The organism is Rhodococcus sp. HM1, assembly GCF_023218075.1.
Classification (GTDB): Bacteria; Actinomycetota; Actinomycetes; order Mycobacteriales; family Mycobacteriaceae; genus Rhodococcus.
Genome location: NZ_JALPTB010000033.1, coordinates 23,298 through 47,876, shown reverse-complemented (window position 1 = coordinate 47,876; position 24,579 = coordinate 23,298). Strand labels below are relative to the sequence as shown.

Below are 24,579 nucleotides of genomic sequence, written 5' to 3'. Positions count from 1 at the left end.
GGGGTGTCCTCTCATCGGATATACCGCAGGTTCGCGGTCATACCCGCCTCGAAGTGATAGGCATTGTGGCAGTGGAACATCCACTCGCCCGGATTGTCGGCGTCGAACTCGATCGCGAGTTCGGTGCCGGGTAGGACATTGACGGTGTCACGGCGCAGACCGCCGTATTCGGGAATCGCGAACGTGTGTCCGTGGGTGTGCATCGGATGCCACATCGTTGTGGTGTTCGCCATCGTGATGCGCACCCGTTCCCCTTGGCGCATGACCAGTTTCCCGGCGTCGGGTCCGGCCATGCCCCACACGTACCGGTCGCCGGCCTGGATCAGCTCGACCCGGTAGTCCCGGTCGACGGGCCGCGAATCGAGCCGGACCGCATCGGCCGGCCGCAGCGCGCTCTCGGCGAGCAGCCTACCGGCGAGTTCCGGGATGACCGGCCCCACATCGGGATTCGACAGGGGAGCGGCATCGGTGGAGCGCAGCACGGTCGACGCGTGACCGTCCCGGCCCTCGACTTTCGCGACCACCGGCCAGGCGCCGGACTTCAACGTGACGAGCACGTCGTAGCGCTGCGCCATCCCGATGATCAGGGTGTCGGTGGTCGTCGGGGTGACGTCGAAGCCGTCCGCCGCGATCACCGTCAGTTCGTGCCCGGCGATCGCGAAGCGGTACGGCGTCTCGGCGGCCGCATTGATGATCCGCAGGCGCACCCGACTGCCCGGCGCCGCCGTCACGACCTCGGGGTCGTTGGGCGGGCGCCCGTTGATCAGGTGCAGCGGGTACCCGATGTGCTGGGTCATCCCGCCGAGCGGCGTCGAGGAACCGTGCCCACCGGAGACGGCGGCTTCGGCCACCGACATCTGCTCGGCACTGTGTTCGACGGCCGTGCCGCCGCCGTGCCCGCCGTGGCCTCCGGCCATCGCCGGATTGAGTGCTGCCAGAACCGCTTCCGGAGTGGTACCGAGCCCGTCGATCCAGTCGTCGAGCACGAGCACGACGTCGACATCCGCGCCCGAGCGGTCGTCCGGGTCCTCGACGACGAGAGCCCCGAACAATCCGCGATCGGCCTGCAGGCCGCTGTGCGAGTGGTACCAGTGCGTTCCTGGGTCGGGAACGACGAAGTCGTACACGAACTCGCCCGCCGGTGCGATCGGATCCTGCGTCACCGGTGCCGCACCGTCCATGTCGTTGCGGATCCGGATTCCGTGCCAGTGCAGTGTGGTGTCCACACCCAGGTCGTTGCGCACCGACACGAGCATCTTGTCGCGCACACTCGCCCGCAGTTCAGGTGCCACCGCGCGGCCGCCGTACGACCAGGTGTCGACGAACCGGCCGCCGAGATCGACGGTGGCCACGCCCGCGGCGAGCGCTACCGGAACCTCCTTTCCGTTCCAACGGCGGGCCTGTTCGGCCGCGGCGATCTCGGGGTCGGTGGGCGAGATGTAGTCGGGCGGGGCGCCTGAGTCGGCCGCATCGGCCGAACTGCAGGACGCCGCACCCAGACCCAGGATGCCGAGGCCCACCGCACCGGCTCCGAGGGAGCCGATGCGGAGGAACCCGCGGCGATCCAGGATCGGTCCTGATCGGGTCATTCCAATACCTGAGGGGTGAGTAGTGTTCCGAAATCCTCGACGTTGCCGGTAATCTCGGCCGAGCTGACCTTGTCGCCGGTTTCGGACGAGATGCCGACGATCGTCTGCTTGGATTCGCCGTCGACCTCGGGGCCGGCACCGAGGACGTACAGCGTGCTGCCGTCGACGGAGAAGGTCATGCTGTCGATGCTCGTCAGGCCGAGCGCAGCGAAATCGAGCGTCTTGACCGGCGCGAAGTTCGATGCGTCGGTCAGCTCGATCTTCACCACGTTGCCGCCACGAGCCGAGTGGGGGTGGACCACGCTGTCCGTGTACTCGATCGCGACGCGGCTGCCGGTGTTGTTGATGGTGTTTGCGGCGAACCGGCCGCCGTCCTGTCCGGCGTTGCCGATCGGTGCCACCGCGGACTCCGGCAGACCGTTCGAGAAGTCGAAGACGAACACGTCGCCGTTCTCGCTCACCAGCAGCGCCTTCTTCGCGTCGGCGGCCCAGGTGACCTTGCGGGTACTGACGAAGTCGTCGGGCAGAACCTTCGCTCGCTTCGTCTCGGTCGGCACGCCGGCGTCGTCGATCGAGATCTGGATCAGCTCACGGTTCTCCTCACAGACGCTGTACAGCTCGTGCCCGTCGAGCCACGTGAACGGACCGCAGCCGATGATCTGCAGGGAGCCGCTTTCCTTCTTCGCCTCCAGATCCACGACACGGACGCCGTACAGGCCGTCGTCCCAGGTCACGAAGTACTTGCCGTCCGAGGTCACGGCGTTGGATCCCGGCCGGGAGTGGACGCGGGCGTAGTCGGGGAGCAGGACCTCCGAAGGTTCGAGCAGGTTGCCCGAGTAGGTGCTGACCGTGAAGTCCGCGGCGCCGCGCGACCCGCGCGGACGCCACACCTCCGCCGCGAGGACGGCGGGGTCGTCCGGTGTTTCGCCGACGAACCCGTGGATGACCGGATCCCAGATGCCCGGTCCCACGACGAAGCGGCTGCCCGCGACACCGGTGACCGGGTCGAGGGCGTTGACGCCGAGTTCGAGCTTGCCGAAGCCGCCGGCGACGGCGAGCAGATCCGTCGGCTTGATCGGATCGATCGACCCGACGTGCACGGGCTCCGGGATGGTGTCGCCGATCTCCTGGTCGTCGTGGCCGAGGGAGATGCCCTCCCCGGGTGGGATGACCGGCACGGTGGGATAGGTGACCTCGCCGGAGGACGCGCTGTCGTCGTCCGAGCTGCAGCCCGTCAGGACGAGCGCGGCGGCGAGCGGAGCCGCCACTACCGCGGCGGACCGGGAAAGACGCTTGGTGCGTTCGGATTTCATGCGCCGGCACCGACCTTCGGGCGTGCGGCCGGACGGGTCTGGCAGTCCTCGCCGATGATCGGAGCCATCGTGCAGGTGTAGGCCTGGGACTCGTCGGAGACGCACCAGATGATCTCCTGGTCGTTGCTGCCCGAGACCGGGTTGTACATGATCGCCTGCATGTCGGGCTCGCCGCAGAACGCGTTGGAACACGACGGTGCGCCACAGCAGTCGTAGTAGGCGATCAGGTAGGTCTTTCCGGTGTCGGGGTTCGTGCAGCAACCGACCCAGAACTCGGCGCCCGGCTTGCTGCCGGGAGCGCAGGTGGTCACGCCGCCGCCGTTGCAGGCCGCGCACGAGGTGCCGTCCATGTTGCACCAGCGCCAGTACTCGCACTCGGCCGGATCCTTGCCGTCGAACGTGATGAACTGGGGGTCGGGTGCATCCGGAGCGGGCGGCGGCGCCGGGGTTTCCTGGGCCATCGCGGTGCGCGTGACGGGCAGCGAGCTGATCAGCGCGACACCCGAGACGCCCATCGTCCAGCGTCCGATCCTGCCGAGCATCGAGCGGCGCGAAGTGCGTTCGGACAGTTTGCGTCCCGTGCGGCTCATGAAGGAACCGCCCTGACCGGCCATCCACGCGGCCTGTTCACGGACGGTGGCCTCGTCGACCGGATATCGCTGCTCCGTCACCTCATGCGGTTCCGGATTGTTGTGTTGCATGGCGGTTCGCCTCCTTCTATCGGGGGGTGGGTCAGGCGGACTTCGCCTGCGCGTGGAGGTGCTGGAGGGACGGCGTGCCGGATTCGAGTGCGTTGAGCAGACTCTCGACCTGCGCCATGTGGTTGGTCAGGCCCTTGCCGCGGATCTTGCCGTGCTCGTCGAGGATCACGCCGTACGGCGTGGTCCCGACCTGGTAGGCGATGCCCACGTCACGGGCGTCGACATAGCTGAGTTCGGTGCCGATGTTTGCGCCGGCCAGGAACTGCTTGTGCTCCTCGGGTGTTCCGTCGGAGATGATCACGACGTCGAGGTCGGATTCGGCGCGGGCCATCGCACGCAGACCGGGCAGCAGGCTCTTACAGGTGCTGCAGCTCGGCGCCGTGAACATCAGCAGCTGCGGCTTGTCGCGGTGACCGCCGACCTTCACCGAGCGTCCGAGGTGATCGACGAGACCGGAGAACGACGGGCCGGCCTGCTCGATCTTCGGTCCGGTGTCCATCATCCGCGCGCCGAGCGGGCCGAGCCGCACCTGGACGCGGCCGATCTCCCGGGCGAGCGCCAGAGTCATGAGGAACAGCAGTGCGACCGCGATTGTCAGCACGACGACGGCCACCAGCAGAAAGTTCGTCATCGATTCAGTCCTGTCTACGAAAGTTGTTTCGGGAAAAAGAGAGTCACGAACCGTAGCGGGAGACGGTGCTCGTCGCCCGCAGCCGGATCGAGGCGGCGCTCAGGTAGTCGTCGACCGGACGCCGTCCGACGTGCACGACCGAGCGGATCTGCGCGACGGCGACGACGGCCAGCACGACCAGCAGTCCGCCGGCCACCGCGGCCAGACGTTCGGGCACCGTGACGGACACGGACCCGGCCAAAGCGAGCACCAGCGCGGCCACCGTGAACGACGCCGCCCGTGCCGCGTGGAACCAGCCGATCTGCGGGACCTCGTGGGTACCGAACGCGAAGCATCCGCAGTCGAGGTCGCGACGGCCGCGCGCCAGGTTCACGGTCAGTCCCGTGGTGAAGGCCGTGAACAGCAGGGCTGCGGCCACAGCCGGCCACCGGCCGCCGATCCCGAGGATCAGCAGGGCACCGACCACGACCTCGACGAACGGCAGCGTCGCCGCCACCGCGCGTTCCGCGGGGGCCGGCAGCAGCCGGTATCCCTTCACCACCGTCAGCAGCCCGTCCCGGTCGCGGAGCTTCGGAATGCCCGCGAGCAGAAGCGTCCCACCGAGGATCGATGCGAGCACCACCCAGATCATGGATTTCGTCCTCTCTGTCGTCGGGGAAATCCTGACGAGCAGATGAGGCGGTCTTGCTGCGCGGAGGAAACAACTGTGCGGTCGCCGAGTGGAAACCGGATGCCGTGGGTGATTTGCGCGGTTTGCGCTGGTAGTGGCATTCCTCGGGGCCGGATGGGCGCGCCCGACCGCGGGCGATCTCAATCTGCGGACGGTCGCCGCCGAGCGGATTTCCACTTGGGGTTACACCACCGAAACGGTGGACGCGGTGTCCGTCACACACGAGGGCGTGCCGCGACGGAGAGGCCGTCCGCTCGGCAATCACCCGTCAGGGGATTACTGATTGCACAAGGTCCGGAGGAAGGGAAGCGACGGATCGCCGCGGCTCACCGCCGAATTGCGGGCACGCGGTGAGAAGGTCGGCAACAGGGCCGTAGCGTCACCGCGTCCTGGTCACCGTGAGGCGCACACTGCCCCGATTGTTGCCGTAGAAGCCCCACGCGTCGTTGGCAAAGGCGTAGAGGTATCCGGATCGGCACACCCGATCGGTGGTTCCTGCGCCGATGGCGATGCGCTGATGCAGGGCCTCGGCACCCTTGAGGGGGATCGCGTCGTTGGCGACGACACCGATCAGCGACATCCACGGCAGGTCTTCGTACCTGCGGGTCAGCAGGAAGTCGGCCTGCGGGTTCCCGGTCACGAGCCGGAACAACCGCTCGCCCAGACCCAGTGCGCTGCTGGCCAGGCGGAACGCCTCCCGGGGGTGAAACTGCTGCCGGCCGGTGGTGCCGGCCGGACCGGACGCGATATGGAGATCCATCCATTCGCCGCCGGCGGCGAAGGTGTACTCGCCGGCGTCGAGGTAGAGGCCGGTCCAGTTCCACGGATTGTTGGCGGATACGTCGACGGTGGCGGATTCTCCGGGTGCAAGGGTTCGGGTGGGTCGGTAGGGGCCGCTGGTAATCGGTGGTGTCTCGTGACGCCTGTACACCGACGAGTGCAGCGAGAGGTTGTTCCCACCTGCGTCGATCATGGGGGTGGCGCGGGGCCGCGGCTGCATGAACGGCTCGATCAGCGGTCGCAGGATGGGCTCGTACAGCGGCTCGAGCAGACCGTAGATGCCTTGGTTGTCGTCGTGCATCTGGCCGAGTGGGTCGGGTTGGATCTGTTTCTCGACCGCATCGCGGAACGCGAGCCCGACAGCGGCGCGCGACTCGTCGATCATCCATTGCAGTGCACCGTCGCTCAGGCCCGTCTGTGGGTGCCCGCCACCGACATCCATGTGGCTGCCCGGGAACCACACCTGCTCGACGGTTTGGCCCGGCTCCGGGTCGGACCACAACGTCGGAGTGAACGCTGCCCGCTGCTCGTCGAGCGCCACCGCGTGGCGCCCGTGCTTCACATGCCGGTTGAGTTTGACGTCGTGGAAGGCGTACCGCGTCGGAGGGTCCAGCAGGTTGGTCCAGCCGAGCGTGTCCGGGATGCCCAGCGCTCCGACGGTGTCCCACACACCGATGAAGTCCACCGGGATCCGATCCGGCTGAGCGGGGTCGTAGGAGAAGCGGAGGCCGTCGCGCCAGCCGGGATCGGCGGCGGCTCCCCGCCGGTACCGCTGCCGGTAGACGTGCCGGATCCGACGCCGGATCGTCGCCGGATCGAGGCAGTCGGTCTCGATCAGCCCGCACGCTCCGATCATCCCGGCGACGCTGCGCGCGGTGAAGGCGCCGCGGCTGAAACCGAACAGCGCGATGGAGTCCCCGGGCCGGTACGTGGTGGTCAGCCAGTGGTAGGCGTCCGTCACGTCTCTCGACAGCCCGAACCCGGTTGCTCCTCCCAGTAGCCAGCCGAGCAGATCACCACTGACGGTCCCCACCCCGGGCTGGTACCGAGTCAGCTGCTCCTGCCCCTCGGTCTGCCCGTCCGTCGCAGTGTCCACCAGGGCGTTGTACAAGCGGCGCACATTCGAAGGCGCTAATTGGCCCGGTGTGTTCCAGGTGCCGTCGCAGCACACGACGAGTCGACGCATCTTCGACCTCCCCTACCGGCAAGCGGACAGATCCCCGTTGTGCGGTGAAAAGCCTTGTGCAGTGACAAGCGGTTGTGGACCCGGGCCTTCTTCTGGCGGAGCCCCACCTGCTTCGGCAACAGCCCCCGACATGCGCGCCTGTCCATCGTGCTCTCGGAGATACGCGGCTGTCACTGATCGTTAGGCTGCGCAAACAGCGTGACGAGAATCGCAATTCCCGGCACACGGGTAGGAAATCTGTCTGAAACAAACACTCCATACGGTCCCTACGGATGGCCCGGTCGAGATCGCGGGCCTACGAAGGGAACGGTGGCCGGGGTGAGTAGCGGCAGACGTGGCGGTAGTGGTTCACGGATCGGCGGCGCGCTCGCCGCTGCGATCGCGCGGTCGCGCAACAGCGAACCGAAGGCGCCACCGGTGTTCTCCCCGCTGCGTGCGCTGGGCCGTCGGCAGCTGTCCCAGATCGATCTGATCGGGCAGTCCCTGTCGACCATCGCGCCGGCGACCGGAATGATCTTCATCGCCGCCTGGATCATCACCGCGGAACCGGGCTTCGCCGGTCTCGCCGCGATCGTCGGAACCACCGCGGTCGTGGTTGCCGTCGCCTTCTGCATCACCCAGTTCACGCGGCGTCTCGCCGCAGCGGGATCGCTGTACAGCTTCGCATTCCACGGGCTCTCGCGCCGCGCGACACTGACCGTCGGGGCGGCGCTCCTGCTCGGCTATCTCGGCATCTCGATCTCGGTGCTGGCGAACTCGGCCGTCAGCCTGCTGGGAATCGGGACGGCACTCGGGATCGACTTGCCGGGCACGGCACCGCTGCTGGTGACCACCGCACTGGTCGCCGGGACGGTCGCGCTGATCACCGTGCGCGGGGTGCGATTCGCGACCCGCGCAATCCTCGTCGTCGAGGCCTGCTCGCTCGTCCTGATCGGCGTATTGATGGTCGCAGGTCCGGACCTCGACGAAACCGTCGGTACCCCGGCCATATCCGGAACCCTGCCGTTCCTCGCGATGCTGGTCGTGTTCAGCATGGCCGGTTTCGAGAGCGCCGCCTTCTTCGGGGCCGAGGCGCGACGGCCGCTGACGACCGTCTCGCGCGCGGTGCTCGTCACCCCGATGGTGTGCGGCGCCGCGTTCGTCTTCGCCGGGTGGGCCGCCATGTCCGGTCACGCGGATGCGGTCGTCGCCGCCTATTTCGACGGCACGGCATCCGGGGCGAGCCTCGGGATGGTCATCGCCGTGAAGGTCGGTGTCACCTGCTCCTGGCTCGCCTCCACCCTCGGCTGTGCGCAGGCCGGATCCCGTCTTCTGCTGGCGATGGGCATCGAAGGAACCGCGCCGAGGTCCCTGTCGCGGGTCCACCGTCGGCTGCGCACGCCGTACGTCGCCGTGGGGTGGTTCAGCCTGGCGAGCGTCACCGGCGCATGTGTGTATCTGCTGGTGTTCGTGGCGGATTCGACCCCTTTCGAGAGCTTCGTCGAGGTCGCGATCGTCATCGCCTACACCCTGCTCGCGGTGTCGTGCCTGCGGTTCCTGCGGCGGATCGGCGAGGACGCACCGTCCACCACCGCGCTGTCGGCCGGGATCGCCCTTGTCGGTGCGGGACTGCTCGCCTACCTGGTCGTCGACGGCGTGACGCACGGATCGTGGGCAATGCCGGTCGCGGTGCTCATCGTCGGCGTGTCCGGCACGATCTGGGCGTGGCTGCTGAGACGACTCCGACCCGAGTCCCTCACGACGATGGGGACTTTCGACAGTATCGAAACCATCGACCTGCTCCCGGGCTCGGGTGAACTCGTGCTGGACGACGACGGTCGGCCCCAGGTCGTGTCGGTGCAATCCGGCGCGGGGTTCGGGGCATGACCGCACACGTCGAGGCCGAGGTCGGGTTCAGCGGTCAGCAGCCGAAAGCGGTGCGCAAGGCCCTCGTCATGCTCGAGGCCGTTGCACACCTCGGCCCGGGAGCGACCGCGAAGGAGATCGCCCGGTTCGCGGGGGTCGCGCCCACCACCGCCTACCGCATGCTCAATCTGCTCGTCGCGGACGGATTCCTGGTTCGGGTGCCGGACCTGTCGGGGTTCGCGCTCGGCCGGCGCACCGCCGAGCTGTCCCGCGCGGCGGTCGCGACGGACACGTCACCGACCCTGCACGAAACCGTCGAGGAACTGCGCTCGCACACCCGGTTCGGGCTGCACGTGGCGTCGTTCGCGGGAGGGCGGCTGCGGTTCGTCGACCAGGACCCCGATCACGAGATCGTCGGGATCACGCTGCTCGCGAAGAACCTGCACGCGAACGCACTGGGCAAGGTGATGCTCGCGCACAACCCGGCGTTGAACGAGAGGCTCGAACTGCGCCGTCTCACCGACTTCACGGTGTGCGATCCGGAGGTGCTGCGCGCCGAACTGATGCAGGCGCAGCTCGACGGGCACGCGTTCGAGAACCAGGAGTGCCGGCTGGGCCGGTCGGCGCTGGCGGTGCCGATCCGTAACCACGCGGCCGAGGTCGTCGGGGGACTGTGCCTGCAGGGCTCTCCGCTGCGCGTCTCGCCGACCGACTACGAGCAGTTGCGATTCCTGCACGAGGGGTCGCGCCGGCTCACCGGATTGTTGTGAAGCCCTTCAGGATTCCCGTGTAGGGCTTCGGCGGCGGCGGCGCGAACTCGCCGCGTTTGCCGGTTGTCAGGCCCATCGTGACCAGCGACTGCACCGTGAGGGTCGCGGCCGCAACGCCGTCGACCACGGGGGCGCCGATGTCGGCGGAGATCCGCGCGCACAGATCGGCCATCCCCGCGCAGCCCAGCACGATCGCGTCGGAGCCGTCGGTCTCGAGGGCCTCGTGGCATGCCTCGGTGATGATCTTGCGGGCGTCGGGGTCGGTCTCGAGGTCGAGCACCGGAATCTCGCACGCGTGGATACCCCGGCACGCGTCGCGGAATCCGTAGCGCTCGGCCAGGTCCCGGGCCCGGCCCGTGGTGCGGCCGAGGGTCGTGACGACGGAGAAACCCCGGCCCAGGAAGCTCGCGGTGTGCATCGCCGCCTCGGCGATCCCCACGACCGGTCCGGTCGCGACCTCGCGGGCGGCGTCCAGGCCCGGGTCTCCGAAGCACGCGATCACGTAGCCGTCGGCGCCGTCTTCTTCCCCTTTCGCGATCTCGGCGAGAAGGCCGGGTACGGCCAGGGATTCGTCGTAGTGGCTTTCGATCGACGCGGGCCCCATCTCGGGGCTGACCGCCTCGACGCGTGTGCCCGGGCCTGCGACGGCCCGGGCACACGCCTCGATCGTGGCGGTCATCGACCACGTGGTGTTCGGGTTGATGACCTTGATGAACATATGGTCAGACGACTTCCTGTGTGACGGACGATGATTCGGGGATCTGCACCGCGAGCCGGGTGCGGGTCGCGAGCAGGTGGTAGGTGACGAACCCGAGTCCGCAGCCGATGAACCAGCTGTACTGCGCGGCCGTGTGCATGCCGGGGGCGTTGTTGAACAGCACCGGGATCATCGCGACGACGGCGCCGACGACGGTCGCGACCACCGCGGCCGGGTTGTAACCCTTGCGGTACCAGTAGGCGCCCTTCTCGGACATGGTGAACAGGTCGTCGACGATCACCTTCTGCTTGCGGACCAGGTAGTAGTCGGCGATGAGGATGCCGAACAGCGGGCCGATGAACGCGCCGAGCGTCTCGAGCGTGTAGTGGATGACGTCCGGGTTGTTGTACAGGTTCCACGGGGTGATCAGCACCGAGCCGACCGCGGCGATCATGCCGCCGGCACGCCAGCTGATCTTCTGCGGGCTCACGTTCGAGAAGTCGAACGCGGGCGAGATGAAGTTCGCGACGATGTTGATGCCCACGGTGGCGATCGCGAAGGTGAGCGCGCCCAGGACGATCGCGAACGTCGAGTCGATGCGCGCGACCGTCTCGACCGGGTCGGTGATCAGCTCGCCGTACACCGGCAGCGTCAGCGACGCGGTGACAACCACGAGGAGCGAGAACACCAGGAAGTTGACGGGCAGCCCGAGGAAGTTACCGCGCTTGACGGCGGCGAAGGACTTGCCGTACCGGGAGAAGTCACCGAAGTTGAGCATCGGGCCGGAGAAGTACGAGACCACCAGTGCGATGGCGCCGAGCATGACCGGAATCGAGGACCAGCCGGTGTGGGTGACGGAGCCCAGGTTCAGGTCGATCGCGCTCCAGCCGGCCTTCGAGATCAGGTAGCCGCACAGCAGGAACATCACCACGTACACGGCGGGACCGCAGAAGTCGATGAACCTGCGGATCGATTCCATGCCGCGCCAGAACACGCACGCCTGCAGGACCCACAGCGTCAGGAAGCTGACCCAGCCGAGCGCGGACAGGCCGGCGAAGCCGTAGTCCTCCACGACGGCGTACGGCGCCAGCGACGGAAACAGCTTGACGAGCACCACGTCCAGTGCCGCCGAGGCGAGGAACGTCTGGATGCCGTACCAGGCCACCGCGATCAACCCTCGGATGATCGCCGGGATGTTCGCGCCGAGCACGCCGAACACGCTGCGGCAGATCACGGGATAGGGCACACCCGTCACCTGGCTGGGTTTGGCGACCAGATTGCAGAAGAAGTAGACGATCGTGATTCCGACCAGCAGTGAGACCAGCACCTGCCAGCTCGCCAGACCGAGCGCGAAAAGACTTCCGGCCGTGACGTATCCGCCGACACTGTGCACGTCGGACATCCAGAACGCGAAGATGTTGTACGAGCCCCACCGCTGATCCTTCAGCGGAGCCAGATCGTCGTTGGTCAACCGCGGATCGTAGGGTGGCGCGGACGACGCGGTGGCGGCGGTGACGGGGGGTGAGATCACTTCGGTCATGGGTGCTCCTGGCATCGACGGGATACTGCACCGATCGGGCTGTTCGCCGAGCGGATCGGTGTGGTCCCGTAGAAACGGTGTGTGCCCGGAACGCCAGCAACGGCGATGACGTCCGATGCCGGAAACGCTATCGACGTCGTGTTGCCGCCGTATTACTCGAAATGTATATCTTCCCGGGTCAGCAGACCCGTGTCGACCGGGAGAGTCTCGATCGTCGAATCGAGCCTGCGATTGTGCGTCTCGGCGGCAGCGAGCAGCCCCGGAACGTCGCGCGCGAGGAAGCAGTCGAGCATGCGGCCGTGATCGGCGTGAAGGACGGCGCGGTGGGCTGCCGTCACGTGGACCATCGGCTGAACGGGTTCGGTGATGTTCCAAGCAGATTCGAGCATGTGCAGCAGCCGGTGCATGCGCGACGGCGCGGTCAGCGCCATGTGGAACACCCGGCTCTCCCGATGGTAGGCGACCGGATCGTCCTCGGCGACGGCCTGTTCGAGCCGCTCGTGGCTGGCGCGTGCCAGCGCATGGTCGGCCTCGGTCGCGTGCACGACCGCGGCGGTCAGCGACGCCGTCTCGAGGGTTTCCCGCACCAGGTACATCTCGCGGAACTCGGCCGCGGTCAGCCGGGCGACGGTGTAGCCGCCGTTCTGCCGGTGGTCGACGAGTCCCTCACCGATCAGCGTCTTGAGTGCTTCGCGAATCGGTATCCGGCTCACCCCGAACAGCTCCGCGATCTCACCGACCGGAATCGCCGTGCCGGGCGGGGCCGCGCCGGACAGGATCACGCGGCGCAACTCGTCGAGGATCGCCTGCTGCGGGCGGCCGGGTCGGTCGACGTCGAACTGGGCGAGCAGGGCCGATCGGTGACGTGGCGGCACGCGAACTCCTTTCGGCACACGTATTCCTTTCGGCACGGCAACGACCGTGACGGTATCCCCGTGATGTTTCGGACACGTGTCGTGGGCGGTGCGGTCCGGCGTAGGGTGGCGGCCATGACCGCTTGGACCACAAGGGACATTCCGGATCAGCAGGGGCGCACCGTCGTCGTCACCGGCGCCAACAGCGGATTGGGGGAGCAGACCGCCCGTGCCCTCGCGAAGGCCGGCGCGGACGTCGTCCTCGCGTGCCGCGACGTGGCAAAGGGGGAGGACGTCGCCGCGTCGATCGGTCCCCGCGCGCAGGTGAAGCGCCTCGATCTCGCGGATCTGGCCTCGGTCCGCGAATTCGCCGCCGGTATCGAGAAGGTCGACGTCCTCGTCAACAATGCGGGGGTCATGGCGGTGCCGTTGCGCCGGACCGCCGACGGTTTCGAGATGCAGATCGGCACCAACCACCTCGGGCACTTCGCGCTGACCAACCTGCTGCTCGACCGCATCACCGATCGGGTCGTCACCGTCTCGAGTGCGATGCACAGGATCGGGCGCATCGGTCTCGACGACCTGAACTGGGAGCGCCGCCGCTACGATCGCTGGCTCGCCTACGGACAGTCGAAGCTGGCGAACCTGCTGTTCGCATACGAGATGCAGCGCCGGCTGACCGCGCAGGGCTCGACGGTGCTGTCGCTGGCCGCGCATCCCGGATATGCCCGGACGAATCTGCAATCGCGCACCGAGTCGATCCAGGATTGGATGATGAATATCAGCGATCCGATCATCGGGCAGTCCGCGGAGAAGGGTGCGCTGCCGTTGCTGTACGCGGCGACCTCACCGGACGTCGTTCCCGGCGGATTCTACGGACCCGACAAGTTTTTCGAGATGCGCGGTCACCCGCATCGGGTGCGGTCGAACGCCCGCTCGCACGACGAGACCGTCGCGCGGCAATTGTGGGAGCTGTCCGAAAGGTTGTGCTCGCTCACCTGAAATCCGAGGTCGAGGTCCCGGGCGCGCACGCCCCCGGCACCGGCAGCGCATCGCGTTCGCACAACCCCGTCTGGCCCACCAGATCCAGCGTGCGCAGGTAGCGGCGCAGCAGGTCGCCGGCCGAGATGTCGCTGTCGACGGCGCGCAAGGCCGCGGCCAGCCCGTCGCCGCGCGCGAGCCGGTGGATCGCGACGACCGCGACCGGGTCCGGTTCGGGCGAGGGCGGGAGCCCGAGCCGCTGCTCGGCGGTGGCCAGGTCCGTCCACACCCGCCCGGTCGCGCGCAGCGCGGCGTCCACCGCAGCGGTCGCACGACCCGCCCGTGCCGGGACACGGCTGCGCGATTCGCCGAGCACGCTCGACGCGACCGCCGCCAGCTCGGCCGCGTCGAGACCCGCCCACACGCCGTTGCGGAGGCATTCGGCGACGAGAAGATCGTTCGCGCAATAGATCCGGGCCAGCCGTCGCCCGTCGTCGGTGACATACGCGTGGCCGCCGTGCGGATCGAGTAGGACGTGGCCGCGTTCGTCGAGCAGGGCCAGCACCCCGTCGAACGTGTCGGTGAGGCGGTCGGTGACGGTCGCGATGCGGGTGCGCATCGTGTCGGTGTCGTCGTCCAGAGTGTGCCGCCGGTCCGCGAGTGCGAGCAGGCGGTCGCGGTCGCCGCGGCGGTGCACCGGATGTGAGCGCACCGCCCGCGCCAGCGCCGTCACCGTCTCCGACGGGGCCGTGCCGCGCGCGGAGACGAGACGGTCGCGCAACGCGAGGTACTCCGGAAAGCCTTCCGCAGCAGCGAGTTCCGAGTCCATGTCGCGCAGCCGCGCGGTGTTGGTGCGGGCCGCGGCGGTGAGGGCAGCGACGGACTTCTCGGCCTGGTACTGGGCGAAGGAACGACGCAGGAGGTCGCGGGCGGCGGGCGCGCCGAGCCGGTCCACCAGGTTCACGGCCGTGTTGTAGCCGACGCGCAGCGAACTGGTCAGCGGATAGGTGCGGGTGGACGCGAGACCGGCGACGGTCGCCGGTTGCACCTCGGGGGTCCACAGCACCACCGCGTGCCCCTCCGTGTCGATGCCGCGGCGACCGGCGCGGCCGGTGAGCTGGGTGTACTCGCCGGGGGTGAGCCGCTCGGGGCCGTCCGCGGTGGGTTTGACGAGGCGTTCGAGAACGACGGTGCGTGCCGGCATGTTCACGCCGACCGCGAGGGTCTCGGTGGCGAAGACGACGCGGACCAGCCCGAGGCCGAACAATTCCTCCACGGCGTGCCGGAACACCGGCACCATCCCCGCGTGGTGGGCCGCGAAGCCGCGTTCGAGCCCGTCCAGCCACTCGGCGAAACCGAGTGCATCGAGGTCCGCGGGTGACACTGTCGCCGTGTGCATTTCGACGACGGAACGGATCCGGTCGACATCCCCGGAATCGGTCAGCCGCAGCGACGAGCGCAGGCATTCGTCGACGGCGGCGTCGCAGCCGGCCCGGCTGAACCGGAACCAGATCGCGGGCAGCAGATCCTCGGCCTCGAGCCGCGCCACCAGTTCGGGACGGTCGGCGCCCGCCGGGCCGGGAGTCGCGGTGCGTCGGCGGCGACGTGCGCGGCCGGGAACCGCGGGCGCCGCCTCGACGAGCTGGCGGTGCGCGATGTACCGGACGAGCTGCTCGTCGACGGTGCCGGTGACGGGGGAGAACAGGTCGAACAGCCGGCCACCGGCCAGGACGTGCTGCCACAGCGGCACCGGCCGGTGCTCCTCGACGACGACAGTCGTCGGCCCGCGCACCCGGCCGATCCATTCGCCGAATTCCTCGGCGTTGCTCACCGTCGCCGACAGGCTCACCAGGCGTACGGCAGGGGGGAGGGTGAGGATCGTTTCCTCCCACACGGCGCCGCGGTCGCGGTCGGCGAGATAGTGCACCTCGTCCATCACGACGTGGGTCAGCCCGGCGAGCAGCGGGGAACCGCCGTGCAGCATGCTGCGCAGCACCTCGGTCGTCATCACGACCACCGGGGCGTGCGGGCGCAGCGAGAGGTCGCCGGTGAGCAGCCCGACGTGGTCGTCCCCGAACCGGGCGGCGAGATCGCTGTACTTCTGGTTGCTCAGCGCCTTGATCGGGGTGGTGTAGAAGCACTTGCCCTCACCGGCGAGCGCGAGGGTCGCGGCGAACTCGCCGACCACGGTCTTGCCCGACCCGGTGGGTGCGCACACCAGCACGTCCCGACCCTCGTCGAGCGCGCGGCATGCGCGGAGCTGGAAGTCGTCGAGGGCGAAACCGAGGGTCGCCGTGAATCTCGCGAGCCGGGATTCGTCCTGCTTGCACACACTCACCACAGTAGGGCCTTCGGCCCGGTGTGCCTTTGTGGCGGTCAGGGCCGCCACAAAGGCACACCGCGGGGAGGTCAGTCCTCCGCGACCTCGAGAGCGACCTCGATGTTGCCGCGGGTCGCGTTGGAGTACGGGCACACCTGGTGCGCCTTCTCGGTCAGCGCGAGTGCCTGCTCGCGCGGCACGTTCGGGAGGGTGACCTCGAGCGTGACGGTCAGCTCGAAGCCGCCGTCGTCGTTCGGGCCGATGGCCACGCGCGCTCCCACGGCCGAGTCGGTGATGTCTGCCTTCTCCTGCCGCGCGATGAGCTGCAGCGCCGAGTGGAAGCACGCGGCGTAACCGGCGGCGAAGAGCTGCTCGGGATTGGTGCCGTCGCCGGAGCCGCCCATTTCGGTCGGCATGGCGAGCTGCAGGTCGAGGCGGCCGTCGGCGGTGCGGACGTTGCCGTTGCGGCCGGCGCCGGTGGAGAGGGCTTCGGCGGTGTAGAGGACGTTCATGTCGTGCTCCCTGTCGTTGTCGATGTTGCGGTGTGGAGCGCCGCGGTCATTCGGTGGAGCGTGTCGCGCAGGGCGACCAGTTCGGCGATGTCGAGCCCCGATGCCCGGGCGATGCATTCCGGGATGTCCTGCGCGGCCGAGCGCATCTCGGTGCCGGCGTCGGTCAGGTGCACGACGACGCGGCGTTCGTCGGTGCTCTGCCGGCGTCGTTCGATCAGCCCGGCGGCTTCGAGCCGCTTGAGGAGCGGCGAGAGTGTCCCCGTATCGAGATCGAGCGCATCGCACAGGTCCTGGACCCCGCGACCGTCGCGTTCCCACAGCGCCAGCATCACCAGGTACTGCGGATAGGTGATGCCGAGCCGGTCGAGGTGCGGCCGGTAGACGGCGGTGGTGGCCCGCGAGGCGGTGTAGAGGGCGAAGCAGACCTGCTGGTCGAGAGCGAATGCGTCGGACACGACCATGAATGTAGTGCACGGTTATGTTGTGCACAATATAAATGGGCGCAACCATCCGGGTGATGCAGCTCACGCATCTCCGGGAATTGATCGGGGATCCGGCACGTTAGTTGAGTTCGTAAGACTCAAGTCTCGGAAGAAAGGCTTCGGAATGCCGTCATTCTTCGGGCCTGGTGGCCCTGGCCGCATCGACATCTCCCGCTTCCTCGGCCGCGGCACGCAGGACCTCATGGCAGCTGCGGCACGCTTCGCCACCGAACGCGGCGACGCGGACCTCGATGCGCTGCACATTCTCCGCGTCATGGCGGAGCAGGACCCGGCCCGGACGCTCATGACCCGCGCCGGAGCCGATCCCACCGCGGTCGTCGCCGCCGTCGACGAACGCCTCCCGGCGCCGGGCGCCGGAGACGGTGCGACCGCGCCGGTGCTCAGCGGCACCGTCCGGACCGCGCTGCTCGAGGCGCACCAACTCGCACGCGCGCTCGGCTCGACCTACATCGATCCCGAGCACGTGTTCTTCGCGCTCGCCGCCGACCGCACCCGCGGCCCGGGCCGGCTGCTCGCGTCGCTGGGGGTGACCCCGCAGTCGCTGCAGGCCGCCCTGCAACCGGCCACCGCGCCGCCGCAGGCCGAGTCCACCACCCCGACCCTCGACAAGTTCGGCGTCGACCTGACCGCCCGTGCGCGGGACGGGCAGATCGACCCGGTCATCGGCCGGGCCGACGAGATCGAGCAGACCGTCGAGATCCTGTCCCGGCGCACCAAGAACAACCCGGTGCTCGTCGGTGAGGCCGGTGTCGGCAAGACCGCGATCGTCGAAGGACTCGCCCAGCGCATCGTCGACGGGGACGTGCCGGACAGCCTGCGCGACAAGCGCATCGTCCAGCTCGACCTGACCGCGATGGTCGCCGGGACCCGCTACCGCGGCGACTTCGAGGAACGCCTGACGAACGTGCTCGACGAGATCACCGCGCAGTCCGGTGAGCTGATCGTGTTCATCGACGAGATCCACACCGTCGTCGGTGCGGGCGGCGGCGGCAGCGAAGGCGCCATGGACGCGGGCAACATCCTCAAGCCGAAGCTCGCGCGCGGCGAGCTGCACGTCGTCGGCGCCACGACCCTCGACGAGTACCGCAAGCACATCGAGAAGGACCCTGCTCTCGAACGGCGGTTCCAGCCCGTCACCGTCGGTGAACCCACCCACGCGGATGCCGTCGCGATCCTGCGCGGCCTGCGTGACCGGTACGCCGAGTTCCACGGCGTCGTCTACACCGACGACGCGCTCGACGCCGCGGTGGACCTGTCCGTCCGGTACCTGCCGGACCGGCACCTGCCGGACAAGGCGATCGACCTGATCGACCAGGCCGGTGCCCGGCTGCGGCTGCGCACGCCGCGCGTCGACACCGTCGAGCTGCGGGACCGCCTCGCGGCGCTCGAGGCCGAGAAGGACGAGGCCGTCAAGGCGGAGCAGTACGAGCAGGCGTCGCGTCTGCGCGACGAGATCGCTTCCGTGCAGGCACGTCTCGGTCAGGCGGACCCGACGGCCGAGGCGCCCGAGGTGAACTCCGAGGTGATCGCCGAGATCGTCTCGCGGGCAACCGGAATCCCGGCGACCCGCATGACGCAGGCCGAGAAGGACCGGTTGCGTAATCTCGAGGACGAACTGCACAAGCGCGTCGTCGGGCAGGACGAAGCGGCGCGCGCGGTCGCGCGGGCCGTGCGACGCAGCCGCGCCGGCATGTCGGATCCGCACCGGCCCGTCGGCAGCTTCCTGTTCCTCGGGCCGACCGGCGTCGGCAAGACCGAACTGGCCAAGGCACTGGCCGAGGTGCTGTTCGGCGAGGAGAACAAGATGCTGCGCATCGACATGAGCGAGTTCGGCGAACGGCACACCGTCAGCCGCCTCGTCGGTGCCCCGCCCGGGTACGTCGGCTACGGCGAGGCCGGTCAGCTCACCGAGCAGGTGCGGCGCAACCCGTACTCGGTGGTCCTGCTCGACGAGATCGAGAAGGCACACCCGGACGTGTTCAACACGCTGCTGCAGGTGCTCGACGACGGCCGGCTCACCGACGGCCAGGGTCGCACGGTCGACTTCACCAACACCGTGGTGATCATGACCAGCAACCTGGGCTCGGACATCATCTCCAGCCGCGGCGGGGCGCTCGGCTTCACCACCGGTGACGCCGAAGCCGCCGAGAAGCCGCTGCGGGACCGGGTGATGGGTCGGCTGCGCGAATCGATGCGACCGGAATTCCTCAACCGCATCGACGAGATCGTGCTGTTCCGCAAGCTCGACACCGACCAGCTGCACCGCATCACGGATCTGCTGCTCGACGAGTCGCGGGCACGATTGCAGGCCAAGGGAATCGAGCTCGAGATCGCGGCCGACGCGGTCGACTGGATCGCCGAGCGCGGCCACCAGCCCGAGTTCGGGGCCCGGCCGTTGCGCCGCGCCATCCAGCGCGAGGTCGACGACCGCATCGCCGACCTGCTGCTCGACGACGAACTCGTCGAAGGCAGCGCTGTGACGGTCGCGGTGGAGGACGGCGAACTCGTCGTCCGGTAAGCACGTGGACAGGTGCCCCTCGCCCGAATCGGGCGAGGGGCACTTTCGCACGTTCTATATTCGCGGGATGGAGCAGATCCCCGTCTTGCCGCTGCCCGCCCGCACCCGGCTGTTCGGTGCCGTCCTGCGGGTCCTGGCCCGCGAGCCGTCCGACGGTCCGGAGATGGTCGCGTTGCGGGCACGCCGGGCCCGGCTGATCGCCTCCGCACCGGGACGGCTCGTCGTCGGGACGGACGCGGCGGGGGTGGTCGTGGCGGATCGGCACATCGACGACGGAATCCGGTTGCGCATCCACACCCCGGCCGGCACCGGACCGCGCCCGATCGTGGTGAACTACCACGGCGGCGGCTGGTGCATCGGATCGCCGGAGCAGTCCCGCTGGATGGCGGGCCGGGTCGCCGCGCAGGCCGGGGCGATCGTCGTGTGCCCGACCTACCGCCTCGCCCCCGAACACCCGTATCCGGCGGCGGTCGACGACGCGTGGACGGCATTGCAGTGGGTGCGGGCGAACGCGGCCGAACTGGGCGGGGATCCGGCCCGGATCGCGGTCATGGGCGACAGCGCGGGCGGGAACCTGGCCGCGGTCGCGGCCCTGCACGCCCGCGACACCGACGGCCCCGCGCTGCGTGCCCAGGTGCTCGTGTATCCGGCGGTGGAGATGTACGAGCGGTGGCCGTCCGAGGATGCCCACGCGGACGCGCCGCTGCTCACGTCGAAGCAGATGCGGACGTTCGGGCGGCTCTACCTCGGCGACGGCTACGGCACCGAGGACTGGCGGGCGTCCCCGATCCGCGCCGCCTCGCACGAATCACTGCCGCCGACGCTGATCCTCACCGCCGGGCACGATCCGTTGCGCGACCACGGATTCCGCTGCGCGGACGCACTACGGGCGGCGGGGGTGGAGACCGAGCACCACCACTATCCCGACACGATCCACGGTTTCGTCGCCTTGCCCGGCGTCGCGCCCGCGGCGCACACCGCGGCCCGCGACGTCGTGGAGTTCCTGCGCCGAACCCTGTGACCCGTGCGTGTTTTCGGTAGCGGTGACTACCGAAAACGCGCACGGGGTGGGGCGCGCCGAGGGGGTCAGCGTGATTCCCCTCCGCGGTGGGTCAGGCAACCGGTTGTTCCCGTGTCACATCGGTGTGGACTCCGCAGAGTGGTCCAGCCAGATTCCTGCAGGTGCGCAGACCAGACCGATGTCCTTGAGGGTCGAGATCCCTGCCGGGGCGGCCACCACGTCGAAGGCCGCGTTGACTGCGGGCATCGCCGTCATCGTGTCCCATTCGTGGTTGCCCCACGTGTCGGGAGGGACGAACCGGATGCGGGTCTGCACTTCGGGCTCACCCTTGATGATGACGTGATAGTGGTTGTCGTCGAACTGCCAGTCCGTGTTGAGCTCTTTGGTGAGATACCACGCGACGTTGGATTGGACGACCGTCCTGCCTCCGATCGTGCCGTTCCAGCCGGCGCGTATCGCTGCGATGGTGTCCTTGTCGATGCGCAGCCAACCGAGATCGACATCTGTCGACGCCGTGGCGTGTTCGATGAAGAACTCCATGTCGTCCAGTCGGTAGCCCAGAGCGGTGGCCATGCGACGGACCGAGTCGCGGAAGGTGCTCAGCCACAGCTTCGACATTTCCACGGCCTCGGGCGTCGCTTCGGGCAGCGAGAAGCCGAGTGCCTGCCAGGTCTCGGCCGATTCGTAGACCGATACGTCGGCCGACTCGAAGATCGACACCCTTTCCACGTCTCGGCACACCGCGGTCATCGCCGTCACCATCGTGTTGATCCAGCCGGGGTTGACACCGGAGATGTAGAGCGAGCTGTTTCCGCGCTCGCAGGCGGCGGCCAGCTGTTTCTCCGTTTCTCCTTGGATCCCACCGACATTGAGAAACAGATTGGTGCTGATCACGTTGAGGCCGCTCTCCAGCAATCGCACGGCGTGATCGAGGTCGGCCATGAACGGCGTGTAGATCACCACGTCGGGATCCAGGGCGATCAGCGCGTCCACATCGGTCGTGGCGACGACTCCGGTGTCGGGGCGACCGCACAGGGAGCCGGCGTCCACCCCGTTCTTCTCGGGCGAGTAGGCGTAGACCCCGACCAATTCCAGCCGGGGGTCGTCGAGGATTCCGCGCAAACTGAGCTTGCCGACCTTTCCCGTGGTCCATTGGACAACTCGCAGTTTCGTCACTGGTTCCTCCATGCCGGCGCCGCCCCGGCTGGGCGGGTGGGGTGTTCAACGGTCGTGCCGGCCGTCGGTGAGCACCTCCGGCCGCACTGTGAGAACGCAATTCTCCTCACAGGGTGGCCGGACTGTAGCAGGAGAACGGTCATATTCTCAGGGAATCGGGCTCACTCGATGGAACAGGAGACCGGCGACATCACCGTCCATGTGCGGGACGCCTTTCGCACAGACGGATCCGACGATCGAGGGTGCCCTGAAGGCAGGGCGATATCACCCGGCTTCGGGGAAGTCCACGATCGCCAGGTTCAGCGGCAACTCGTCGGTCCGCGACTCCGGTTCCGGCAGCTTGCCCTGCAGGAACGTGCCGCTCAGGTAGTCGTCCGCATCGGCGATCTGCTGTGGCGCGACCTGCCCGTCGTAGTCGAAGCCCTTGATCTCGTACGGCAGCGAATCCGCCTCGAGCAGGCTCGGACCGTCCATCAACTGGAAATGCAGGTGGGATGCGTTCGCGTTGCCGGTGTTGCCGAGCTTGCCGAGCACCTGGCCCTCGGTGACCTTGTCGCCGGGCTTCACCGTGACCGACCCGGAGATCATGTGGGCGTACATGGCGTACACGCCGTTGCCCAGGTCGAGCACGACGTGGTTGCCGTCGACGTTCTCGACGGTCAATTTCGCCGCCAGTTCCGGATTGCTCGCGGGCAGGACACCCGGGGCATTCGCCTCCATCCCGTCGAGGATCGAGACCACGGTGCCGTCGGCGACGGCGAGGATGTCGGTCCCGTAGTCGACGTAGCTCTCGTTGTTGGTCTTGTCGCCGGTGTAGAACTCGCCCTGCTCATTGGTGCGCTTCCAGTCGATCGCGAAGCGCTGGCTGTTGTTCAGCTTGCCGTTGACCGACATCAGCGAACTGCGGTGCGGGAAACCCGGTTCGCAGCATCCGTTGAGTGCGATCCAGTTGTCGCCACGGACCGGGGGAGCGATGACCGGCACGGTCTGTGTGGAGACGGCGATCGGCGTCGTCAGGTAGTCGATCGGTCCCGGCATCCCGAATGCCGGTGAGGCAGCGCCGGTTCCGTAGAGGTGGTGCAACAGGGCCTTCGGAGCCTGGTCGAGCGAGTCCAGGGTGAAGTCGATGAACAGGACCCGGCTTTCCTGCGGCGGGATCGCGTTGCTGTCCACGTAGCCTGCGGGCAGGTCGCGCAGTCGATTGCAGTCGCCGAAGACACAGGCCGGATCGACCAGCGCGGAACCGGAGAAACTGGCGATCACCTTCGTCGGATCCTCGCCGTCGACCACGTCGATCCTGTCCAGGCTCGCCGGCACCTTGGTGGCGTTGGTGAGCTGCAGGTCGTAGACCACGTGGTACTTGCCGTCCGTTCCGCGGAACGGCAGCGGCGGATTCCCGATCGTGTCGAGGGTGAGCGCGGTGAATGCATCCGGCACGGTCACGCCGGCGACGGAACCGGCCGGTGGCGGCGCGGTGGTCGTCGAACCGGCGTCCGAATCCGACGAACATCCGGCCCCGACGAGTGCGACGGAGGCTGCGAGCGAGACGAGAAGCATGGGGACGCGGCGGATGGTCACGCTGGAACTCCGTTTCTTCGGTTTCGCAAGAAAGTACCAGGACATAACTGGCTTTTCGGACCTTCGGCCGTGGTGCCGCTCCAGCGGTCGAGAACTCGTCCCGGTGGACGCAGTGTTGTTCGGGCGATCAACCGGACGGCCACGCGTTCTCGGCGGGTTCGCTTTCAGGAAGAAGTTTCATTGCGTCACCCCGAGCGTCAGGGTTCGAAGACGTCGGACCAGCAGGCTGTGTTCCCATTCGGGTTCCTGGTCGTCGATGTTGAAGTCAGTGGTGGCGCCGAGGAGGTGTTCGAGCGCCATGTTGCCCTCGAGCCGAGCCAAGGCGGCTCCGACGCAATGGTGAATCCCCTTCCCGAAGGCCATGTGAGGGCGGTGAGTTGTCGAGCCGAGGTCGATGGCATTCGGGACGTCGAGGGTCGCATCGTCGCGATTCGCCGCCGCCCACGACAGATATAGGTGTGAACCTGCGGGCAGCGCGACCCCACCCAGGGTGGTGTCGGCAACGACGTACCGGTAGTGGCCACGGAAGGGTGACTCGAGTCGCAGTGCTTCTTCGACGAACCTCGGAAGGAGAGCGATATCGGCGCGCACCTCACGTTGGATGTCGGGGTGGGTTCCGAGAAGCCAGGCAGCGTTACCGATCAGGCTCACGGTGGATTCGATGCCCGCGGTGACGAGTTGGATGAGGATCATCACCGCTGTGTCGTGGTCGAGGTCCCCGGCGCTGACCGTGCGGGCGAGGTCTCCCATCACGTTGTGGCCGGGCTCTTCCATGGCTGCGCCGAATGCCTCCGAGAGATACACGCCGAGTTCGCCGACGGCCTGTGTCGCTGCTTCGAGCTGGTCGGCGGTGACCACGCCGTCGAGAAGAACGGTACTGGCAAGGGACCACCGCACGAGGTCGTCGGTGTCGTAGGCGGGAAAGCCCAGCAGTGCGGCGACCACCCTGATCGGTAGACGCTGTGCGACCGCGCGAACCCAATCGATACGTCCTTGCTGGAGGCCCGCGGTCCACAGCGCGCTCAGCGTCTCGGAGATGAACGGCTCCAGGCGGCTGATCCGCCGGGCGGTCAGAGACGGCATTACCAGCGCCCGGTGAACGCGGTGCGTAGGTTCGTCGGCGGTGGCCAGCACGTGCAGCGGCGACCCGAGTTCGGCGATCGGAAACGCGGTGACGGTGCCATCGGGGTGCCACACCATCGTCGCGGTGAGGTTCGACGAGAACTCATCGTGTCGACTCACGGCTTCGGCGATCAGGTCCCAGGATGTGACCAGAAAGAACGGTGAGTCACCGAGTCGGTGGACCGGGTCTCGACGTCGGAGTTGCGCGAGGTAGCCGTACGGATCGTCGAGATCATGCATACGTCGAGGCTGCGTACCGGAGACGTCTGCTG

Annotated in this window: 20 protein-coding genes; 5 read left to right on the top strand and 15 right to left on the bottom strand. The window is 68.1% G+C overall.

Annotation, left to right across the window (positions count from 1 at the left end; all coding sequences use genetic code 11):
• Positions 1 to 11 precede the first annotated feature (11 nt).
• From M1M07_RS17865 to M1M07_RS17840, 6 genes are all read right to left on the bottom strand, one after another.
• A complete protein-coding gene (locus M1M07_RS17865; protein WP_197250083.1) occupies positions 12 to 1,589 on the bottom strand; it encodes a multicopper oxidase family protein in 1,578 nt (525 codons plus the stop codon).
• A complete protein-coding gene (locus M1M07_RS17860; RefSeq protein ID WP_197250082.1) occupies positions 1,586 to 2,902 on the bottom strand; it encodes a hypothetical protein in 1,317 nt (438 codons plus the stop codon). Before M1M07_RS17860 ends, M1M07_RS17865 begins: the two co-directional genes overlap by 4 nt.
• On the bottom strand, positions 2,899 to 3,603 hold the full coding sequence (locus M1M07_RS17855; RefSeq protein WP_197250081.1) for a methylamine dehydrogenase light chain: 705 nt from the start codon (positions 3,601 to 3,603) through the stop codon (positions 2,899 to 2,901). The genes M1M07_RS17860 and M1M07_RS17855 overlap by 4 nt, the downstream gene beginning before the upstream one ends.
• Before the next feature lie 31 nt (positions 3,604 to 3,634).
• Positions 3,635 to 4,234 (bottom strand): redoxin domain-containing protein, encoded by a 600-nt coding sequence (locus M1M07_RS17850; protein ID WP_197250080.1) that lies wholly within the window; start codon positions 4,232 to 4,234, stop codon positions 3,635 to 3,637.
• Between the two features lie 43 nt (positions 4,235 to 4,277).
• On the bottom strand, positions 4,278 to 4,865 hold the full coding sequence (locus tag M1M07_RS17845; RefSeq protein WP_248675048.1) for a MauE/DoxX family redox-associated membrane protein: 588 nt from the start codon (positions 4,863 to 4,865) through the stop codon (positions 4,278 to 4,280).
• Between the two features lie 418 nt (positions 4,866 to 5,283).
• On the bottom strand, positions 5,284 to 6,870 hold the full coding sequence (locus M1M07_RS17840; RefSeq protein ID WP_248675047.1) for a DUF2235 domain-containing protein: 1,587 nt from the start codon (positions 6,868 to 6,870) through the stop codon (positions 5,284 to 5,286).
• Between the two features lie 318 nt (positions 6,871 to 7,188).
• Here M1M07_RS17840 and M1M07_RS17835 point away from each other — a divergent pair, with 318 nt between their 5' ends.
• Together M1M07_RS17835 and M1M07_RS17830 are read left to right on the top strand one after the other, a co-directional pair.
• A complete protein-coding gene (locus tag M1M07_RS17835; RefSeq protein ID WP_248675046.1) occupies positions 7,189 to 8,736 on the top strand; it encodes an APC family permease in 1,548 nt (515 codons plus the stop codon).
• On the top strand, positions 8,733 to 9,485 hold the full coding sequence (locus M1M07_RS17830; protein ID WP_248675045.1) for an IclR family transcriptional regulator: 753 nt from the start codon (positions 8,733 to 8,735) through the stop codon (positions 9,483 to 9,485). The genes M1M07_RS17835 and M1M07_RS17830 overlap by 4 nt, the downstream gene beginning before the upstream one ends.
• Here M1M07_RS17830 and M1M07_RS17825 read toward each other — a convergent pair.
• The 3 genes from M1M07_RS17825 to M1M07_RS17815 all read right to left on the bottom strand — a co-directional run bounded on the left by M1M07_RS17825 (position 9,469) and on the right by M1M07_RS17815 (position 12,597).
• On the bottom strand, positions 9,469 to 10,203 hold the full coding sequence (locus tag M1M07_RS17825) for an aspartate/glutamate racemase family protein (RefSeq protein ID WP_248675044.1): 735 nt from the start codon (positions 10,201 to 10,203) through the stop codon (positions 9,469 to 9,471). The genes M1M07_RS17830 and M1M07_RS17825 overlap by 17 nt on opposite strands.
• A gap of 4 nt (positions 10,204 to 10,207) precedes the next feature.
• Positions 10,208 to 11,722 carry an NCS1 family nucleobase:cation symporter-1 gene (locus M1M07_RS17820; protein WP_248675043.1) on the bottom strand — a complete coding sequence of 505 codons (1,515 nt, stop codon included), beginning with the start codon at positions 11,720 to 11,722 and terminating at the stop codon, positions 10,208 to 10,210.
• A gap of 152 nt (positions 11,723 to 11,874) precedes the next feature.
• Complete coding sequence (locus M1M07_RS17815) at positions 11,875 to 12,597, bottom strand: GntR family transcriptional regulator (protein ID WP_197250073.1); 723 nt, start codon at positions 12,595 to 12,597, stop codon at positions 11,875 to 11,877.
• Between the two features lie 114 nt (positions 12,598 to 12,711).
• On the opposite strand from M1M07_RS17815, the gene M1M07_RS17810 reads away from it, so the two are divergent.
• Positions 12,712 to 13,578 (top strand): oxidoreductase, encoded by an 867-nt coding sequence (locus M1M07_RS17810; RefSeq protein WP_248675042.1) that lies wholly within the window; start codon positions 12,712 to 12,714, stop codon positions 13,576 to 13,578.
• Here the strand turns inward: M1M07_RS17810 and M1M07_RS17805 are convergent.
• The 3 genes from M1M07_RS17805 to M1M07_RS17795 all read right to left on the bottom strand — a co-directional run bounded on the left by M1M07_RS17805 (position 13,571) and on the right by M1M07_RS17795 (position 16,844).
• Complete coding sequence (locus M1M07_RS17805) at positions 13,571 to 15,889, bottom strand: RNA helicase (RefSeq protein WP_248675041.1); 2,319 nt, start codon at positions 15,887 to 15,889, stop codon at positions 13,571 to 13,573. The two genes, M1M07_RS17810 and M1M07_RS17805, sit on opposite strands and share 8 nt — an antisense overlap.
• A 77-nt stretch (positions 15,890 to 15,966) precedes the next feature.
• Positions 15,967 to 16,389: an organic hydroperoxide resistance protein gene (locus M1M07_RS17800; protein ID WP_197250070.1), complete on the bottom strand. Its 423-nt coding sequence runs from the start codon at positions 16,387 to 16,389 to the stop codon at positions 15,967 to 15,969.
• Positions 16,386 to 16,844: a MarR family transcriptional regulator gene (locus M1M07_RS17795; RefSeq protein WP_307845964.1), complete on the bottom strand. Its 459-nt coding sequence runs from the start codon at positions 16,842 to 16,844 to the stop codon at positions 16,386 to 16,388. Before M1M07_RS17795 ends, M1M07_RS17800 begins: the two co-directional genes overlap by 4 nt.
• A 151-nt stretch (positions 16,845 to 16,995) precedes the next feature.
• Between M1M07_RS17795 and M1M07_RS17790 the strand changes: the two genes are divergently transcribed.
• Both M1M07_RS17790 and M1M07_RS17785 read left to right on the top strand, forming a co-directional pair.
• Complete coding sequence (locus M1M07_RS17790) at positions 16,996 to 19,410, top strand: ATP-dependent Clp protease ATP-binding subunit (protein WP_197250068.1); 2,415 nt, start codon at positions 16,996 to 16,998, stop codon at positions 19,408 to 19,410.
• 67 nt (positions 19,411 to 19,477) lie between these two features.
• Positions 19,478 to 20,431, top strand: coding sequence for an alpha/beta hydrolase (locus tag M1M07_RS17785; RefSeq protein ID WP_248675040.1), 954 nt, complete (start codon positions 19,478 to 19,480; stop codon positions 20,429 to 20,431).
• Positions 20,432 to 20,545: 114 nt separating this feature from the next.
• Here the strand turns inward: M1M07_RS17785 and M1M07_RS17780 are convergent, their stop codons facing one another.
• The 3 genes from M1M07_RS17780 to M1M07_RS17770 all read right to left on the bottom strand — a co-directional run bounded on the left by M1M07_RS17780 (position 20,546) and on the right by M1M07_RS17770 (position 24,547).
• Positions 20,546 to 21,619, bottom strand: a complete 1,074-nt coding sequence (locus tag M1M07_RS17780) for a hypothetical protein (protein ID WP_197250066.1) — start codon at positions 21,617 to 21,619, stop codon at positions 20,546 to 20,548.
• A 252-nt stretch (positions 21,620 to 21,871) separates the two neighbouring features.
• Positions 21,872 to 23,185, bottom strand: a complete 1,314-nt coding sequence (locus M1M07_RS17775) for a M23 family metallopeptidase (RefSeq protein ID WP_248675039.1) — start codon at positions 23,183 to 23,185, stop codon at positions 21,872 to 21,874.
• Positions 23,186 to 23,362: 177 nt separating this feature from the next.
• The gene (locus M1M07_RS17770) at positions 23,363 to 24,547 is read right to left on the bottom strand and encodes a cytochrome P450 (RefSeq protein ID WP_248675038.1); all 1,185 of its coding nucleotides are present in this window, start codon (positions 24,545 to 24,547) and stop codon (positions 23,363 to 23,365) included.
• Between the last annotated feature and the right edge of the window lie 32 nt (positions 24,548 to 24,579).